This is a genomic window from Marinobacter nanhaiticus D15-8W (assembly GCF_036511935.1).
Lineage (GTDB): Bacteria > Pseudomonadota > Gammaproteobacteria > Pseudomonadales > Oleiphilaceae > Marinobacter_A > Marinobacter_A nanhaiticus.
The window spans coordinates 3,984,869-4,003,136 of sequence record NZ_AP028878.1 but is presented as its reverse complement, the minus strand read 5'-3'; the positions used below and the strand labels follow the sequence as shown (position 1 = coordinate 4,003,136).

The following is an 18,268-nucleotide window of genomic DNA, read 5'->3' as shown; positions in this document are numbered from 1 at the left end:
TCAGCCGTTGCCTTCCGGTTCGAAGATAATGTCCTCGATGAAGTCCAGGATCGCCGCCAGGCTTTTATCGTCCAGCTTCTTGAGTACCTTGTGGATGACCATCTTGCTGCCCTTGAGCATGCTGCCAATGCCCATTCTTGCCATGCCCATCAGCATGCTGCTGGCCTGTAGGCGGCGCAATGGCTCGAGGAAGAAGAAGTCCAGGCCATGCTCCGTTAGCTCGATGATCAGCGCGTAGAGCTCATCGATGGCCTGCTTGTCGGCCTTGCCGCGACTGCGGAGCTCTTCCACGGTCAGTAAGGCTTTGTTTCTGAGGGCGTCGGGGATGGGGGCTACGATGTGGCTTTGTTGTTTCAGCATGCGAGGTCCTGTTTCGGTTTTCCGGATTGAACAGCCTGGAACGACCATGTTCTTATGTACGATAGTGCTGTTTCGATTGAAAGCGATGGCTTATTCTATTCGGGACTGAAACCGGACCATTGGCTGTAATCTTCCGTCCCGCCTGTCAGCAAAGTGAGTTTTGCAGGGGTCACCGCTTGCGCGGCACGACTGATGTTGACCGTATCGAAGGCTTCCCCCGGGTAGCCCCCTAATTCCCCAATAGGCCGTGGTTGCTAGCGGTATTGGCCCACTGAAGCGTAATGGAGTGATTTTTCCGGCGTGAACGTTCTGGTTGTACATGATTATGGCCCCTTGGGCCGTCTGGTCCTGGAGACTTTGAGAGAAACGTCCCTGCCCATCCGCCCGCTGCTGATCAGCAAGCCGGAAGGCGTGGATTTTTCCGCTCTGGAAGACTGGATCCCTGAAGATACCGATCTGATCGTCAACGCCCTCTGGCACAGCGACCCGGAAGAGGCGGAGCGAGACCCTGAGGCGATCCGCCAATGGGCTTTCTCGATCCCCATGGCCTTGGCGGAATACGCCCGTGGCAAGAATATGGCCCTGCTCCAGCTCTCCACCTGCTATGTCTTCGACGGCCGCAAACAGAGCGCCTACATCACATCCAACCCAGGTCACCCGTTCAGTCAGCTCGGCAACTGGCAGTGGGAATGCGAGCAGGCGCTACGCACTGTGTTGCCGCGCCATCTGATCCTGCGTACCGGGTGGAGCCTGGAACGCTTTATCCGCAAGATTTCTGCGTCGGCCAAGGGTGCCACGCAACTGGAGCTCTCAAGCCGTCACCGCGGCCAGCCTGTGGCCCTGAAGGACCTGGCTCGGGTAATCCGCGCACTGGTGTTGCAGATCGATTGTGGTGCCGAAGTCTGGGGCACTTACCAATATGCCGGTGCGGAGGAGATCAGTCAGTACGAGTTGGGCCAGGCCATAGTCGATGCGCTGCCGGAGCTGGAGGATGTCCATGTCGTCGACGAGGTGCCGGAGTGGGCTCGATTGGAGCCGGAAAACACGACGCTTGGATGCACCAAGGTTCGCAATACCTTCGGTGTCAAGCAGCTCCCGTGGCGCACACGGCTTAAGGAAGAGGCTCAATTAATTTCGCAGGCGACTTCTGGCACAACGGCGGACCGTAAGGTACTCAGCTAGGCCTGTTTTCCCGGCTCATGACTTTTCGGCACTCAAACCGGCTTTTCACCGCACAAACAAAAAGGGCGGCAACTGGCCGCCCCTGATCGTTCAGGTCCCATCCCCCGACTAGCCTTTCTGGCACTGTCCTTGGTGGCTGATCGACTGTAGTGCGGGTATGTCCTTGAGAGTCACCTCGCGACCATGGGACTCCAGAAGTCCCTGCCGCTGGAAACGGGTCATAACCCGGCTGACGGTTTCCACGGCCAATCCCAGGTAGTTGGCGATATCGTGCCGCGGCATGGGCAGGATGAGTTGGGTTGCCGACAGGCGTCGGCGACTGAAGCGACTCGATAGCGACAGCAGCAGAGTGGCAATGCGTTCTTCCGCAGAATTCTTGCTCAGCAGGATCGACAGGTTCTGGCTGTTCTTGATCTCCTGGCTCATCAACTGGAAGAAATGGTGCTGCAGCGAGGGCAGGCGCTGGGAAAGTTCTTCCATCTTGGCGAACGGAATCTCGCAGAAGCTGCTGCGTTCGAGGGTCTTGGCCGAACAGGAATAGCCGTCCGGCCCCATGCTGTCCAGGCCGATGATTTCACCGGGCAGGTAAAAGCCGGTGATCTGCTCTTCGCCGTTGTCGGAGATAATGTAGGTCTTTACTGCGCCGCTTCGGACCGCAAAGCAGGAACGGAAGGGATCGTGCTGGCGAAAGACATGCTTGCCACGGTCGATTGCCCGACCTTGCTGTACGATATCTTCCAGGCGATCAATTTCGTTATCGCTGACGGCCAAAGGCAGGCAGAGATTACTGAGGCTGCACTGCTGGCAACTTGATTTCAGCGCTGAAACGCGCAGGGTGGAGATGCGTTCGCCCATGGGTATGACCTTCCCCCGTTCCATAACTCACGATACCTCACCTTAAAGGCGACAGGCCGCTTTGCCAACTCATCGCATTGACCTGAGTGCAACTGATCGAGGAGGGTGCGGCGCCAAAGTCCGTATTGTAACGGGCTTTGGCGCCTTAGGGCATAGTTAGCTGTCAACGCGCTGGAAGATCAGCGAAGCGTTGGTGCCGCCGAAGCCGAAGCTGTTCGACATGACTCGATCCAGATGGGCTGACTTTGCCTCGGGACCGACAATCGGCATATGCGCAATTTCCGCATCCGGTGAATGATAATTTGCGGTGCCGCTGATATAGCCCCCCTTGAGCATAAGTAGCGAGTAGATTGCCTCGTGCACCCCCGCGGCGCCCAGTGAATGACCAGACAGTGACTTGGTGGACGATATGGCGGGGATATGCTCGCCAAACACGGTACGTACCGCTTTCATCTCGGCCACGTCGCCAACCGGCGTACTGGTACCATGGGCGTTGATATAGTCGATCTTGCCCTCGACGGTAGACATCGCCTGGTTCATGCAGCGTTGTGCACCTTCGCCGGAAGGGGCAACCATGTCATAACCGTCGCTGGTCGCGCCGTAGCCGACAAGTTCCGCGATGATCGGTGCCCCGCGCTTGATGGCGTGCTCCATCTCCTCGACAACAACCATGCCACCACCGCCGGCGATTACGAAGCCGTCACGACCGCTGTCGAACGGTCGGGATGCAGTTTCCGGCTTGTCGTTGTACTTGGTGGACAGGGCGCCCATGGCGTCGAACAGCATGGTCAGCGTCCAATCCTCTTCCTCGCCACCGCCGGCAAAGACGATATCCTGCTTGCCCGCCTGGATCTGCTCCATGGCGTGGCCGATACAATGAGCGCTGGTCGCGCACGCGGACGACATGGAGTAGTTCACGCCGCGGATCTTGAATGACGTCGCCAGACAAGCGGAGACGGTGCTGGTCATGATGCGTGGCACCATGTAGGGGCCGATCCTCTTCACACCACGCTCGCGCATGATGTCTACCGCTTCCACCTGGCTCGCACAGGACGCGCCGCCGGAGCCGGCAATCAGGCCGGTGCGGTCATTGGAGACCAGGCTGTCGTCCAGCTTGGCTGAAGTGATCGCCTCCTGCATGGCCAGGTAGCTGTACATCGCAGACTGGCCCATGAAGCGGCGTGATTTGCGATCGATGTCCGAAGTGTCCACGTCCACCGATCCCGAGACCTGGCTGCGAAAGCCCTTGTCCCGGTAGATTTCGTTGAAGCGAATACCTGAACGGCCTGACTTCAGGCTTTCGTTGACTTCGTCTACGTTGTTACCGAGGCAGGAAACAATGCCCATACCGGTAATCACCACACGTCTCATCGCAGTCTCCATTTGTGACGCGGTATTTAGGGAAACTTCCCCAGTCATCTTAGCGCCATTCTAGGCCCATAGGGTGCTGTGAAGGAATGTGACCTTTGTCGAGGCGGCCTTCGGAGGTCGACGACTAATAAACCTTTGCCTCCAGAATTGGGTGCGGTCTGGTATTTCGGTGATTACGACTGATAGCCTCTGAGAGATTTACAGGGAGGGATACCATGGCTTCGAACCGCATCCTGCAGGATTTGCTGGCCCAGGCTGGGCTGCCTGACGTCTCGGACGGTCACGACACGGGCGGCGGCAGTTTCGGCGGCACCTCGCGTTTGACCCTGACGGACGGCCGGGAGGTTTTCCTGAAAACCCAGCGTGATGCGCCCGCCGGTTTTTTCCAGGCCGAAGCGCTCGGCTTGCAGGCACTGGCTGAGACAAACGCGATCCATGTGCCGGAAGTCCTGGCAGTCAGTGACTCGGGTTTGCTGATGGAATGGCTGTCGGGTTCCCCCGCCAGCGACTATGCCGAGCGCCTGGGCGAGCAACTCGCTACGTTACACCGGCACACATCGGATGCCTTCGGCTTCGAGATGGATAATTTTTGCGGCCTCACCCCCCAGCCCAATCCCCGCATGGCCGATGGCTTCGCGTTCTTTGCCGAAGCCCGGCTGGAGCACCAGGCCCGACTCGCCCAGCAGGGTGGTTTGTTGCAGTCACGTGATATCAAATGCATCGAGGCGATTGCCAGCCGTCTGCAGGATTGGATTCCCGAGCAGCCCGCCAGCCTGATTCATGGTGATCTCTGGAGCGGAAACGTCCATTGCGGGCCCAGCGGCGAGCCGGTGCTGATCGACCCCGCCGCCCACTACGGCTGGGCGGAAGCCGACCTGGCGATGACGACGTTGTTTGGCCGTCAGGCGCCGGCGTTCTACCAGGCCTATGCCGAAGCGGCAGATCTCGATCCTGATTGGGAAGAGCGCATCCCGCTGTATAACCTGTACCACCTGCTCAACCACCTTAACCTGTTTGGTGGTGGCTACCTGTCCTCGGTACGTGCAGTGCTGGATCGGTTTGGCTGATCAGTCGACCGCCTTGAGCGGAATCAGGTTGTCGTCTGAGGTTTCGGGAACCACAGGCATGGCCAGGCCCAGGTTGTTCTTCTCGAATACCCGGTCGGCACGGTAGCTGGAACGCACCATGGGGCCGGACGGCACCTCCATGAAGCCTTTCTCCAGGCCGATGTCGCGATAGCGGTTGAATTCTTCCGGAGTGACGTAGCGTTCTACCGGCAAGTGATTCGGGGTGGGGCGCAGGTACTGGCCGAGGGTCAGGATATCCACGCCGACAGCCCTCAAGTCGTCCATAGTTTGCAGGATTTCCTCGTCGGTCTCTCCCAGGCCGAGCATGATGCTGGTCTTGGTGAGCACATCAGGGAGGTGTTTCTTTGCGTGTTCCAGTACCTTCAGGGTCTTCTCGTAGCCAGCGCGCGGATCGCGTACGTAGTGGGTCAGGCGCTCCACGGTTTCCACGTTCTGGGCGAACACGTCCAGACCAGAATCCACCACCTTCTCGATAGCGTCGTGCACGCCGTCGAAATCCGGCGTCAGGGCTTCGACCGCTACGTGGGGCGTGCGGGTCTTGATAGCGCTGACGCACGCGGCGTAGTGAGCGGCGCCGCCGTCATCCAGGTCATCCCGGTCGACCGACGTCAGCACGATGTAGCGTAGGCCCATAAGCTCGACCGATTTTGCCGTGTTCTCGGGCTCCTCATGGTCGAGCCAGCCTTTTGGGTTGCCTGTGTCGACTGCACAGAACTTGCACGCCCGGGTACAGACCGAACCCATGACCATGATGGTGGCCGTCCCGTTGTTCCAGCACTCGCCGATATTGGGGCAGTGGGACTCCTGGCAGACCGTGCTCAGTCGGTGCTCGTTGACGTTGCGGCGCACGGCGTCGAAGCGTTCACCGCCGGGCATGCGTGCTCTCAACCAGCTGGGCTTGCGGTTGATCGGGGTGGTCGAGGCCTTCGACGATCGTTTGACACCGTCCTTGATGGCGGAGAATCCCTGTTCGCTGCGGTATTTCGAGCCACTGGTAATGCGGTTGCCGGCGCCATCAGTCATGGAGAAAGCTGCTCACTGCGGTTTGGGGAAATGGGCCTTTTAGATTAATGAACGCGCCGGAGCCTTACAAGCGGCATACGCCGAATGTCCCATGTGGTGGGTAGGTAATAGCCGAGAGCCGGCCGACGTGTCAGACCGGCATGACCCAGGGCGACATGCCGTCGCGAACAACCGTGCGCAGCCCTTCCATGCCGCGTCCAATGGCACCGGTTTCGTCGTTCTGGGTAGTCACCATATAGGACGGATAGGGGAAAGCGGGCGCGTTGGGCACGCGATAAAGGCGTTCGTCTTCCAGCAGGCCGCGGATCGCCCGTTCGCGGAAGTAGCCGGCGCCGCCTGCTGAGAGGATGTAGCTCAGCCCCAGCGGCCCCATGCCGACGAAGATGCCGGAACGCTTAAGGGAGGGGAAGGTCTTGTCATGCTGTGCAGAAAACTCCGGGCCCCAGTCCACATAGACGTAATGCTCGTTCTCTGCCGTGGCGCCGGACGGATCGGTAGTGACCATGACCAGCCGTTCTTCCTCGAGCATCTCCACCGCCAGCCCCGGGTGGTACATCGGTGAGTAGACCACGGCGATGTCCAGCACCCCGCGCTCGACCTTGCCGATCAGCGTGTTGGCCTCGCCCACTTCGGTACGCAGGGCGATCTCAGGGCAATGCTGGCGCATCCAGACCAGCCAGTTGAGCAGCAGCGGGTTCCACAGACTCAACTCGCCGCCGACCGATAGCACATGCTGGTGTTCGGTGGAGACGTTCACATCGTGCCTGGCCCGTTCCCACACTTGCAGAATCGACATGGCCGAGGGCATGAACCGGTCGCCCTGCGGGGTGAGCGTGGCACCGTGGCGACCGCGTTCGAACAGGGCCTGCCCCAGCTGGGTCTCCAGCGATCGGATGCGGGCGGTGACGGTGGTCTGGGATATATTCAGCCGATCGGCAGCTTTAACGAAGCTGCCCGTCTCGGCGACGACAAGGAACGTCTTTGCGAGCTCGGTATCCATTTCAATTAATTTTTTTGATTAATGTATGCAATATAAATCAGTTTTTGTGAGTGAAGGCAAGTGCAATAATAGCGAGCTAACGATTCAGGGAACCTCTGATTAATGCCTTGGACCTTCGGGCCAGAAGATATCCATGGCCTTAATCAAAGGTTCCTTCCAGTTAGGGTGGAGTTATGTAAATGGGCAAACGCAATGATGTTCTCGTTTCATCTGCCTCGCAGGTTCTTAACCAGCCGTCCTCGTCACCTTGTCTAGCCAACGAAATTCCCGAAGCTTACGCCTGGACCTCCCAGGACTCCGGCGACGGGAGGGCGCGGGCGCTTCGCAACAGCCTTGCCAGGGTGTTGGGTTGGGGTATTCCCGACAAGCTTTCCCGTTCCCGGCGGCAACTTCTCGATGAGATGGCAGCCCTGTTCGAGCACCGGTCCTACGGCGCCGAGGTTAACCTCGAGACCCGCAACCGGACTTGGCAGCGTATCTACCTGGTGGAGTATGGCGTCGCGCGGCTCTACCGGAAGAACGATGAAGGGCGGGTCAGCATCCACCATTTCTTCGACGAAGGCAGCGCCATTTGGCCGGTCTTCGCCCGGACACGCTCGGAGCGTAACACCCTTTGCCTTACGACCGTAACGCCATGCACCGTCTGGGAAGCTGATTTCCGGCCGTTCCGCGAGCTGATCAAGCAGGATGGCGATGGCGCGTGGGCTCACTTCGCCCTGGCATTGATGGAAGAATTGGCTGAGCGGTCCACCATGCGTGAGTTCGAGCGCCAGACCCTTAGCGCCGAGGAGCGTTATCAGGTCATGGTGCGCGACTATCCGGAGCTGGTGGAGCGGGTACCGGATTACCAGCTCGCCGCCTGGCTTGGTGTGGCCACGGCCACCTATTCCCGACTCAAGAACGGTCGTAGCCGTCGCCACTGACTCAGGCTGAGAGCGCGTCTCTCACGTCGGATGCTGGTATCCCCGAGCCCGCTAACAAAACGGCGGGCCGGTCTTCTGTCGCCACCTGATACATCGTTGTTCCCAAAGCTTTGTGTCCGTTGACTCCTTATACGCCTATCACGCCTTCACTCAAGCGATAGCAAATACCCTGCCCGCCGAAAAGCGATGACGCTTTTGGACGCGTCCATGTCGCATCCGAGAGTGCAGCCTATCCCAAACACCTTCAGATTGAATCTGGCTGGCCTTTTTGCGCGTGCTCCTTAAAGCCGCGTAAGCCCATTAAAGTCCAATTGCCCCAGAGCAGGTGAAGGACATGGCAAAACTTCCTGAAAGTGCAGACGTCATTATCGTAGGACAAGGCGGTATCGTGGGGGCCTCGGTCGCCCACCACCTGATCGAGAATGGATGGACCAATATTGTCGGGTTGGAGAAATCCGCCATCCCGACGGACATCGGCTCCACCTCCCACGCCTCGGATTTCTGCTTCACCACCTCCCACGACAAGCTCAATATCTTCACGACCCGCTACAGCCAGGCGTTCTATGCCCGCCGGGGCAACTACCTGAGGAAGGGCGGCATGGAAGTGGCGCGCGTGGATGATGACGAGTGGATGGAAGAGCTCAAGCGCAAGGTGGGCTCCGGCAAGGCCTTTGGTACCAACGTCAGCCTGATTACGCCTTCCCAGGCCAAGGAGTTGTTCCCGTTACTGGACGAGAGCCAGATTCAGGGCGCCATGTGGGACCCGGAAGCCGGACTTGTGGTGCCGCGTTCACAGAAAGTCGCCGGCGATCTGGTGGATGAGGCTGTCGCCAGCGGGCATCTGCAGGCTTTTGCCAATACCCCTGCCAGGCGTATCGATGTGCGCGACGGTCGGGTTTGCGGTGTTGAAACCGACCGGGGCTATATCCGGGCCAAATATGTGGTGCTCACCATGGGGATATGGGGCCCGCTGATGGCCCGGACTGCGGGAGCGCCCCTGCCGCTGATGCCGGTCGAGCATCCCCTGCTGTTCTTCGGACCCTATGAAGCGCTCAAGGGCACCGGTGAGGACATGGTCTGGCCGCTGTTCCGCGACCAGCGCAACTCGGCCTATGTACGCGATACCGGCGATCCGACTACCACCGAAGGCGGTCACGTGGAATGGGGCTACTACGAGCCTGATAATCCACGTCTGGTTTATCCGTGGGACATCGCGGAGCCGGAGAACGCCCGTTTGTCTCCCTCCATGCGCGACCTAAGCCTGGAACAGGTGATGAGTGCCTATGAAAAAGCTATCGACATCACGCCGGTGCTCGGCGAACTGGGCTGGGAGGAAAAACGCTCATTCAATGGACTACTGTCAGTAACGCCCGACGGCGGCTCGATGATTGGTGAAACACCCGAGGTCCGGAACCTCTGGTTCTGTGAGGCGGTCTGGGTGAAGGACGGCCCGGGTGCCGGCAAGCTGGCGGCAGATTGGATGACCAAAGGCCAGGCGCCGATGGATCCCCATAGCGTCGATATTGCCCGGCACTATCCGTTGCAAAAGACCCCGGAATACGTCTACAGCCGCTGCTACGAGACCGCCAAGAAGATCTACACCCCAGCGGTGCATCCACGGGAGCCCTACGTTTCCAGTCGACAGATGCGAACCAGCCCGTTCTATCCGCGGGAGGTGGAACTGGGCGGCTATTTTATGGAGGCAGCAGGCTGGGAGCGTGCCCACGGCTACCAGGCCAACGAGGAAAAGTTATTGGCCAAGTACCGTGACCGTATCCCCGAGCGCCGGAACGAGTGGGACGCCCGTCACTTCTGGGCGGTATCCAATGCGGAACAGCTGGAGATGAGTGAAAGCGTGGGCATGATTAACCTGTCCCACTTCGCCATTTTCGATATCTCCGGGCCGGACGCGGAAGACCTGCTGGAGTACCTGTCCGTTGCCAAGGTGGGCGGTTCGACGCCGGTCGGTAAAGGCGTTTACACACACTTCCTCGATGCTCAGGGCGGCATTCATTCCGACCTGACCATTATCCGCACCGCAGGTGATGCCTACCGGGTCATCTGCGGCGGCGATACCGGACATCGGGATCTGGTCTGGATCAGGCGCATGGCTGAGGATAAAGGCTTCGGGCAGATCCATATCCAGGATATGACCGACCACATGGCCACGCTTGGGTTGTGGGGCCCAAAAGCACACGAAACCCTGGCCCAATTCGTCGAGGATCCGGCCTGCCTTGCGCCGGAAAACTTCCCCTTTGCCACCGCGCAGACTATCTGGGTGAGGGGCATTCCGGTGTGGGCGTTCCGTATCTCCTACGTCGGCGAGCAGGGCTGGGAGCTGCACGTGCCGTTCAGTTACGGCCTGCGGCTATGGGATATGCTGTACGAGGCCGGCGTCACCCCTGTGGGCATCGAAACCTACGCCAACACTCGGCGCCTGGAAAAGAGCCTGCGCCTGCAGAATGTGGACCTGGAGACCGACTACAACCTCTACGAAGCTGGCCTGGCGCGTCCCAAGGTGAAGGAGGCGGATTTCCATGGCAAGGACGCCTATCTGGAACAGCGCCAGCGTGATCACCAGGTGGCTTACCTGTGCACCATGACCATGCTGGATAACGTGGATGCAAAAGGCGTGGCCCGCTATCCGGTCGGCCAATGGCCAATCCTCGATCCGGCCACCGGCGAGGTGTTGATTGACAGCGAAGGTCGCCGGTCCTATTGCACCAGCGTGGTTTACGGGCCATCGGTGGGCAAGATTATCCTGTTGGGTTATATACCCCATGAATTCGCAGAAGAGGGCAGGAAGCTGACGCTGGAGTATTTCCATGAGCCGTTTCCGATCCGGATCGAAGCGGTGGGTTGTCGGGCGCTCTACGACCCGGAGAATGAGCGTATGAAATCCTAGCTTGGTTTTTGCTCGATGCGGTTCGGCAGGCCTCGCCAGCATCCTACGTTTGGTTATGGTTTCAAGGTCCCGCGTAGGATGCTGGTGAACAGCGTGAATCGCATCGATCCATATCGCTCTATTGCGTCATCAAGCGCCCAGGCCTATCGTCAACAAAGGCCCCGGACAATCCCGGCCAACAGGATGCGATCATCCTGAAGGGGTAACCGCATGACTGGCTCCAGCGACGATCACTCAGGCGGCTCCGGTCTCCCGCCTTACCGGATCGGCTTCCTGCTGATCGAAAACTTCACGCTGATGGCGCTGGCCAGCGCTATCGAACCCCTACGCATGGCCAATCAACTGGCCGGTAATGAACTCTACACCTGGCAGTTGCTCTCCGCCGACGGCCGGATGATCAGCGCCAGCGACGGTATCACCCTCAAGCCCGACAGCCCCATGGCTGAATCCGGACCACTGGATATGGTTATCGTCGTTGCCGGCATCGATGTTACCCAGAGCTTTTCCAACCGTGAGACCGCTTGGCTACGTACCTTCGCGCGTAAACGGGTGGTGCTCGGTGCCGTGTGTACCGGACCCTACGTGCTGGCAAGCGCAGGTTTGCTCGACGGCTACAGTTGTAGCGCCCATTGGGAGTGCCTGACCGCCCTCCAGGAAGGATTTCCCAGGGTTCAATGCAACAACCGGTTATATACCCTGGATCGTGATCGAATGACCTGTACCGGCGGTGAAGTGCCCCTGCACATGATGCTCAGCATGCTCACCCGACGCCATGGCCAGGAACTGGCGGACGCCATTTCCGATATGTTCGTGTGTGATCGCGTGCGCGAGGATTCCGAACAGCAGCCGGTGCCGCTACGCAAGCAGATTGCCGTGGCCCAACCCAAGCTGGCGGAGGTGGCGCAACTGATGGAAGCCAATATCGAGGAGCCCATCGAATTGAGGGAGCTCGCGCAACTGGCGGGCATCTCGCGCCGGCAACTGGAGCGCATCTTCCTCAAGCACCTGGGCTGTACGCCATCGCGCTATTACCTGAAGCTACGCCTGGATCGGGCCCGGAGGCTGCTTAAGCAGACTTCGTGCTCCATCGTCGAGATCGCCTCCATGTGCGGCTTCATCTCCGCAACCCATTTCAGCCGCTGCTACCGCAAGTACATGGGGACCGCGCCCAAAGTGGCTCGATCGAGTGGCCGCGGCACCATGCAGGCTGGACGGACAGAACCCTTTCCGCTGTCGCCGTCCTCCGAAGCCTTGCGCCGTGCCCAGGTCGAGCCGACCTATGGTGTATTCACCTACAGACCGGTGCCGAAGGGCCCGAATCGGGACAACGGCACCGCCTGAGCACTACACGAGACCGTAGACATCGCCCTCAGGGCTTAGACCCATATCCAGTGCCGCAGGGTGCCGAGGCAGACCGGGCATGGTCATGATATCTCCGCAAATGACGACCACGAATCCCGCGCCGGCTGAAAGTCTTGCCTCCCGCACGGGCAGGGCATGCCCCGAAGGCGCTCCGCGCAGTTTGGGGTTGGCGGAGAAGCTGTACTGGGTCTTGGCGATGCACACCGGAAGATGGCCGAAGCCGAGTTGCTCATATTCTTCGAGCTGCTGTTTGGCTTCCGGCGAATAGTCCACGCGCTCAGCATCGTAGAGGCGGGTGGCGATGGTCTCGATCTTGTCGGTCAGCGATGCGTCGTCAGGATAAAGCAACTGGACGTCCGGTTTGCCCAGAGCCATCTGGTCCAGCACCGCCTGGGCTAATTCGGTCGCACCGGCACCGCCCAGGGCCCAATGTTCGGCAGGCACCGCCTGCACGTCGTATTCATGGCAGATGGCCTGGATTTCGGCGATCTCGTCTTCGCTGTCGGTGGGGAAGCGGTTGATCGACACGACCGGTGTCAGCCCGAACTGCCGCAGGTTGCGGATATGGCGTTCCAGATTTACCGCTCCCTCCCGCAATGCCACAAGATCCGGTGTGGCCAACCGGCTCTTGGGGACGCCGCCCTGCATCTTCAGCGCCCGCACCGTACAGACCAGCACCGCTGCGTCCGGGCGCAGCCCGCTATGACGGCACTTGATATCGATGAACTTCTCGGCGCCAAGATCGGCGCCAAAGCCTGCCTCGGTCACCACGACATCGTTCAGGCTCAACGCCGAACGGGTGGCCATCACCGAATTGCAGCCGTGGGCGATATTGGCGAAGGGGCCTCCATGGATGAATACCGGGTTGTGTTCCAGGCTCTGCACGAGGTTGGGTTGCAGGGCATCCTTCAGCAGGATGCTCATTGCGCCCTCGGCGCTCAGGTCACTGACCGTGACCGGAGAATGGTCCCGACGGCGCCCGACGACAATCCGCCCCAGGCGCTGCTTCAGGTCGTTGATGTTTTCCGCCATGCAGAGGATGGCCATGAGCTCTGACGCAACCGTGATGTCAAAGCCGGTCTCCCGGGGTAGGCCATTGGCGGCACCGCCCAGGCCGACGATGGTGTTGCGCAGGGCCCGGTCGTTAAGATCCATGACGCGCCGCCAGGTAACATAGCGCGGGTCCAGGCCGGATTCGCTGCCCCAGTGGATATGGTTGTCGAGGATCGACGCCAGCAGGTTGTGGGCGGCGGTAATGGCATGGAAATCCCCATTGAAGTGCAGGTTGATGTCTTCCATCGGAATGACCTGCGCCCGGCCTCCGCCGGCTGCGCCGCCCTTCATGCCGAAGCAGGGGCCAAGCGATGGCTCCCGGAGGCACACCGAGGATTTCAAACCCAGTTGGTTGAAACCGTCGTTCAGTCCCACGCTGGTGGTGGTCTTGCCCTCGCCAGCGGGCGTAGGAGTTATCGCGGTAACCAGCACCAGCTTGCCATAGCTCGACGGATCCTTAAGCTGGAAATGGCTCATGTTCAGCTTGGCCTTGTAGTGGCCGAAAGGAATCAGGCTGTCCGCCGGCAGCCCGAAACGCTGCTGGGCCAGCAGCAGGATCGATTGGGGCTGTACCGCCCGGGCGATCTCGATATCCGGCGTGCCGGGGGGCGGCAGTTCTGCTGGCAGCGGCGCCATCTGTTGCTGTTCGTGGTAGTGCAGGCTCACGGCAAACGCCCTCCTTGCCAGGGACGGAAAAATGGGATCGAAAGGTCAGCCACCGGAGGGCGAGGCCGCCAGGGAAGGTGGGTCGTCACCCTGCTGTTCATACAGCCACCTGGCCGATCGTTTCAGCCCGCCGAACGGAAAGATGTGGATGCCCCGTAACAGCGCGTCGGGATGCTCCACCCGATAGCCGGCCAGGGAGCGCACCAGACCGTCCGGCGTCCAGGCGCGCAGCAGTCGTGCCGTATTCGGTCGGCGGCGCATGGCCCGGGCGGAGAAGCCGACGCCGCATTGGGCGGCATATGCGATCAGTGTGCGCAGCTTGGTGGGTCCGGCGAGGCCGAAGTAGACGGGCAGCGGCGCGATCTCACAGTGGGTGGCTTCAAGCCAGTCGATAAACACGTTGGCCTCGAAGGCAAACTGGGTGGTAATCCACATCGAGGTGCCGGTGGCGGCCGCATATTCCCGTTTGATGCGCAGGGCACGAATCAGTTCGTCCCGGTCGGCGAAGGGATGGCCGTCAGGATGCCCGGCGACACCCAACGCGAACGCCGGGTAGTCCTTGAGAATCCCTGTAGCCAGCAGATCCAGCGTATCCCGGAACGGCCCGTCCGGCTCCCGGCGGTCGCCGGCGATCAGCATCAGGTGGCGCACGTCCAATGCCGCCAGACTTTCCAGCCAGTCGGAAGCCTGGCCGTGGCTTTCGATGGCCCGCGCGGGAAAGTGGGGCACGGGTACCAGACCCTCGGCCAACAGCTGACGGCATGCGTCGATGGTTTCCGAATACTGCGCATTGGGCAGGAAGGGCACGTAGACGAACGTGCCCGCCGGAATCCATCCGAGCTGATCGTTTTCCGCCAGGATCTGACGGGGCGAGGCCTCGATCGATGCGGATCGGGCCAGCACTTTCACCATCACGTCGCAGGCGGATTCCCGATCGGGATCAGTCTGCTTTTCATGGACAAGCTCCATCACTGCGCCCTCTCAACAGTCGGTCTTCGCAATCCGAGGATTGGCTCAGCCATTGCACTCGATCAATCGGCGAAATCGATCCCCTTGGCTCGTGCACGTTCGCGGGCATTGGGATTGACCGAGGGCCGGAAGGGCACTTCCACCACTTCTGCATCCACCTCCGTGGAGCCATCTGGTGCGGCATACTCCGGCGGGAGCCTGACTACCAGCCGGGTGCCGATATCCCGTAGTTCGAAAGGCACGTAGGCCAACGCGATATTGGTTTCCAGTTCCGGTGAGTACCAGGGTGAGGTGACGTAGCCCACCGGTTCTTCGCCGGCCTGGCGACTGATTAGCCAGAAATCGTTGGCGTAATCGGTTACGTTGGCGCCGCCGAAACGCAGCCCAACCATGACTTGTCGAAACGGTGGATTGCCCGCCTCGAGCTGGTTGCGGACTTCATTGAGGCGCCGCTTGCCGATGTAGTCGGCTTCCTTGTTGCGCGGTACCTGATATGCCAGGTTGCATTGGAAGGGGAGGGTTTCCTGGTCGATGTCCTGGCCCCAGGAAAGGATGCCTGCGGCGATCCGCCGATGGTGGGCTGGCGCGATAACCCTCAGGTTGTGACGCTCGCCGGCGTTGAGCACGGTGTACCAGAGGTCCTCGGCATGCTGGGTCGCATTGCGGAGGTAAATCTCATAACCCTTCTCACCGGTGAAGCCGGTCTGGGAAACGATCACGTCGTGACCCGCCACCTGGCCAGCCATCAGGCCGTAGTAGGGAATATCCCGCACCGCTTCGCCGAACAGGTCGACCATCAATGCCTCGGACTTGGGTCCCTGGATCTGTACCGGTGCCACGTCGATCTCGGCGATCGAGACATCGAATCCCTTGCCGACGTTCACGCCCCGTAGCCACAGTTCCAGGTCGCTGTCCGAGAGCGAGAACCAGAACTCGTCCTCGGCGATCCGCAGCAGCACCGGATCGTTGAGAATGCCGCCTTCCTCATTACAGAGGATGACGTACTTGCCGCGCATCGGTTTGATCTTTGTCGCGTCGCGGGTGATGACGTAATTGACGAAGGCCTCCGCATCCGGTCCCTTCACCTGGATCTGCCGTTCAACCGCGACATTCCACATGGTCACGTCGTTGACCAGCGACTCATACTCCACCATGGCGCCGCCTTCTTCCGGATGCACATAGCCGCGCGGGTGGTACATCCGATTGTAGACCGTGGCTCGCCAGCAGCCGGCTTCTACCGACAGGTGCCAGTAGGGGGACTTGCGCACGCGGGTGGAAATCAGCATCTCCACCGGCGTGGGGCCGGACTGCCGGAGGTTTATCGGCACCCGGCGGTCGGACTGGTCGACGCTCAAGGTGTGACGTGCTGCGCCGGCGCGTTGTTGCGGGTAATCCAGCCGGGCTTGCTCAAAGTTAATCGCCATCTCCGCCTCCTGGGGTGTTGCGGGTTTCGATGGCCTTAATGTGATCCTGTTTAGAGTAAGCAGCGCGAACAGAGGCGACACGGAAAAGTCCAAAAGCGTCAGCTGGGAGCGGGGCCCGCTATAGACCGCCTTGAGAGGTCTGGAATGTGCCCGGCCTGTAGCAAAGCTTATGAGTCGATAACACAAGTTTTTACAGTTGGGGCCTCCTTCATGTGTATCGATCAGTGCTACATTCTGGCCAAAAAATGACCCAGGAAATCAAGCCGTGCCTCGCGAAGAAAGCGTTGTCTCCGCAACAGTGAACGATGTGCTTCCCTACGTGTTCGAACATATGGATGTAGCGGTGGTCGTCGCCGATGCCGAATATCGCATTGCGATGGTGAACAACGCCGCCTGTGAGATGTTCGGATACGCGCGGGAGGAACTGTTGGGGCAGAAAGCCCGGATCCTCTGCGCCGATGCCCGGGGCTCTTCCCTCTACCGTCGGGCTTCCGATAGCGCCAGAACCAATCCCCCCGGGAACGTAACGGTCACCCGCTACCGTCGGAAGAGCGGCGAGCGGTTCGACGGCGAAACCCGTGGTGGAGCATTGGACGGCGGGAGTGGCCAGGTCGTCGCGCTGATCCGTGACGTATCTGAGCGTATCGCCCTGGAGCGGGTGCTCAATCGCCTGTATGCGTTGATGCTCTGTCGCAACCTGAGTTTCGAGGAGAGGGTGGACGCTATCCTGCGTATGGGCTGCGACTATTTCGGCTTACCCGTCGGGATCTTCAGTCGGATCGTCGGCGCAGTTTATGAAGTAAGGCAGGTCGTTCATCCGGAAGAGGCCATAGCGCGTGGCACCAAGTTGGATTTCAGCGATACCTATTGCAGCCACGTCTATAAGGAGGGCGATGTCGGCGCCTTCCATCACGTCGGCCAGTCGGAGCTGAAAACCCATCCGTGCTATCGCAACCTCAAGCTTGAGGCCTATCTCGGCGCGACTATCTTTGTCGATGGCCGGCGTTACGGCACCCTCAATTTTTCCAGTAGCCAACCGGCAAATCCGTTTTCAGCCCAGGACAGGGAGCTGATCCGCCTGTTCGCCGACTGGATCGGCTACGAGTTAGCACATTTCAACGACCTCGAATCGGTCGCACGTACCGATCCGCTGACCGGCCTGTTCAACCGCCGTTACGCTGAGAGCCGGCTGGAGGCTGAGCTGCAGCGGATTCGGCAGTTCAATCTGCCCCTGGCTGTGGCCCTCGTTGCCGTGGATAACGTCAAGGCCATGAATACTGACTTCGGCCATAAGGCGGGTGACAACGCCCTCAAGCTATTCGCCCATAAGGCGCGCCTGCTGGGCCGGTTGACCGACGTGATTGGACGTTGGGGAGGCGGAACGTTTTTGATCATCCTTCCGGTGACCGACGAGGAGGGGGCCTTGAAAATGCTCGGGCGTCTGGCAAAGGGAGTGGGCAGCACAGGGTCCGGTGTTGAGGAAGGCCCGGTTGAACTCACCCTGAGTATCGGTCTGGGATTGGCCCAGCCCGTGGACGATAAATATAGCCTGGTCCAGCGGGTGGAAGAGGCTTTGTACCGTGCGAAAGCTTCGGGTGGGGACTGTATCCGCATGGGTTACTAGCCGCGTGACACAGGTCATCGAAAAATCCGACATTTAACGCGACAAGGTTAAAATTAGTTCATACACTGGTAGGTAAGCTTTCCTTCCAGGTGACTCCCATGCCTAACGCCATCTCTCGCCAGATTCGTGCCCAGGACTTCCTTGCACTCACCGATCAGGAGCTGCGTACCAAGTATCCGGATAACGAAGAAATTCGCCTGTGCCTCGAGCACATTGACCGTGCCCGGATGTTGATCAAGTCGCCTGAAGACGAACGTGAGCAAACCATCAACGACCTCAAGCGGCGCCTGGCACTGAATCTTGCCCAAGGGCTGCCTCCGGTCTTCCCACCGGAACTGCTGGCGCCGAGCAGACAGTCTGTAGCGGACTAGAAAGGACGTGGCGGACCGAGTGTTCGCGAGACTGGGCCTTCCCGAGGTGTAAGCTATGGCGTCTTGTGCGAACAGCGGTCTCCGGTTGTTAC

General features: G+C 60.0%; 15 protein-coding genes. 7 read left to right on the top strand and 8 right to left on the bottom strand.

Annotated features, from left to right (window positions below):
• Entirely contained in the window at nt 1-360 is a 360-nt protein-coding gene (locus RE428_RS17875; RefSeq protein ID WP_004583302.1) for a hypothetical protein, read from the bottom strand.
• Between the two features lie 300 nt (nt 361-660).
• Between RE428_RS17875 and RE428_RS17870 the strand changes: the two genes are divergently transcribed.
• Nucleotides 661-1,542 carry an SDR family oxidoreductase gene (locus RE428_RS17870; RefSeq protein ID WP_004583301.1) on the top strand — a complete coding sequence of 294 codons (882 nt, stop codon included), beginning with the start codon at nt 661-663 and terminating at the stop codon, nt 1,540-1,542.
• Between the two features lie 108 nt (nt 1,543-1,650).
• Here the strand turns inward: RE428_RS17870 and fnr are convergent, their stop codons facing one another.
• Together fnr and fabB are read right to left on the bottom strand one after the other, a co-directional pair.
• Nucleotides 1,651-2,397 carry a fumarate/nitrate reduction transcriptional regulator Fnr gene (fnr, locus tag RE428_RS17865; protein WP_004583300.1) on the bottom strand — a complete coding sequence of 249 codons (747 nt, stop codon included), beginning with the start codon at nt 2,395-2,397 and terminating at the stop codon, nt 1,651-1,653.
• Between the two features lie 156 nt (nt 2,398-2,553).
• Nucleotides 2,554-3,768 (bottom strand): beta-ketoacyl-ACP synthase I, encoded by a 1,215-nt coding sequence (gene fabB / locus RE428_RS17860; protein ID WP_004583299.1) that lies wholly within the window; start codon nt 3,766-3,768, stop codon nt 2,554-2,556.
• Between the two features lie 215 nt (nt 3,769-3,983).
• Here fabB and RE428_RS17855 point away from each other — a divergent pair, with 215 nt between their 5' ends.
• Complete coding sequence (locus RE428_RS17855) at nt 3,984-4,835, top strand: fructosamine kinase family protein (RefSeq protein WP_004583298.1); 852 nt, start codon at nt 3,984-3,986, stop codon at nt 4,833-4,835.
• Here the strand turns inward: RE428_RS17855 and lipA are convergent, their stop codons facing one another.
• On the bottom strand, nt 4,836-5,879 hold the full coding sequence (gene lipA, locus RE428_RS17850; RefSeq protein WP_004583297.1) for a lipoyl synthase: 1,044 nt from the start codon (nt 5,877-5,879) through the stop codon (nt 4,836-4,838).
• Nucleotides 5,880-6,009: 130 nt separating this feature from the next.
• Nucleotides 6,010-6,879: a LysR family transcriptional regulator gene (locus RE428_RS17845; RefSeq protein ID WP_004583296.1), complete on the bottom strand. Its 870-nt coding sequence runs from the start codon at nt 6,877-6,879 to the stop codon at nt 6,010-6,012.
• 179 nt (nt 6,880-7,058) lie between these two features.
• Here RE428_RS17845 and RE428_RS17840 point away from each other — a divergent pair, with 179 nt between their 5' ends.
• From RE428_RS17840 to gbdR, 3 genes are all read left to right on the top strand, one after another.
• Entirely contained in the window at nt 7,059-7,802 is a 744-nt protein-coding gene (locus RE428_RS17840) for a Crp/Fnr family transcriptional regulator (RefSeq protein WP_004583295.1), read from the top strand.
• A gap of 334 nt (nt 7,803-8,136) precedes the next feature.
• Nucleotides 8,137-10,707 carry a GcvT family protein gene (locus tag RE428_RS17835; RefSeq protein WP_004583294.1) on the top strand — a complete coding sequence of 857 codons (2,571 nt, stop codon included), beginning with the start codon at nt 8,137-8,139 and terminating at the stop codon, nt 10,705-10,707.
• A 210-nt stretch (nt 10,708-10,917) separates the two neighbouring features.
• Nucleotides 10,918-12,048 carry a choline metabolism transcriptional regulator GbdR gene (gene gbdR / locus RE428_RS17830; protein WP_004583293.1) on the top strand — a complete coding sequence of 377 codons (1,131 nt, stop codon included), beginning with the start codon at nt 10,918-10,920 and terminating at the stop codon, nt 12,046-12,048.
• Nucleotides 12,049-12,051: 3 nt separating this feature from the next.
• On the opposite strand, the gene RE428_RS17825 is transcribed toward gbdR, so the two are convergent.
• The 3 genes from RE428_RS17825 to RE428_RS17815 form a co-directional block, all read right to left on the bottom strand.
• Complete coding sequence (locus RE428_RS17825; RefSeq protein WP_004583292.1) at nt 12,052-13,788, bottom strand: formate--tetrahydrofolate ligase; 1,737 nt, start codon at nt 13,786-13,788, stop codon at nt 12,052-12,054.
• 45 nt (nt 13,789-13,833) lie between these two features.
• Nucleotides 13,834-14,757, bottom strand: a complete 924-nt coding sequence (locus RE428_RS17820; protein WP_004583291.1) for a methylenetetrahydrofolate reductase — start codon at nt 14,755-14,757, stop codon at nt 13,834-13,836.
• 62 nt (nt 14,758-14,819) lie between these two features.
• On the bottom strand, nt 14,820-16,181 hold the full coding sequence (locus RE428_RS17815) for a glycine cleavage T C-terminal barrel domain-containing protein (protein WP_004583290.1): 1,362 nt from the start codon (nt 16,179-16,181) through the stop codon (nt 14,820-14,822).
• Between the two features lie 265 nt (nt 16,182-16,446).
• On the opposite strand from RE428_RS17815, the gene RE428_RS17810 reads away from it, so the two are divergent.
• Both RE428_RS17810 and RE428_RS17805 read left to right on the top strand, forming a co-directional pair.
• Nucleotides 16,447-17,805: a sensor domain-containing diguanylate cyclase gene (locus RE428_RS17810; RefSeq protein ID WP_004583289.1), complete on the top strand. Its 1,359-nt coding sequence runs from the start codon at nt 16,447-16,449 to the stop codon at nt 17,803-17,805.
• A 98-nt stretch (nt 17,806-17,903) separates the two neighbouring features.
• Nucleotides 17,904-18,176 (top strand): hypothetical protein, encoded by a 273-nt coding sequence (locus RE428_RS17805; protein WP_004583288.1) that lies wholly within the window; start codon nt 17,904-17,906, stop codon nt 18,174-18,176.
• Nucleotides 18,177-18,268: the final 92 nt, after the last annotated feature.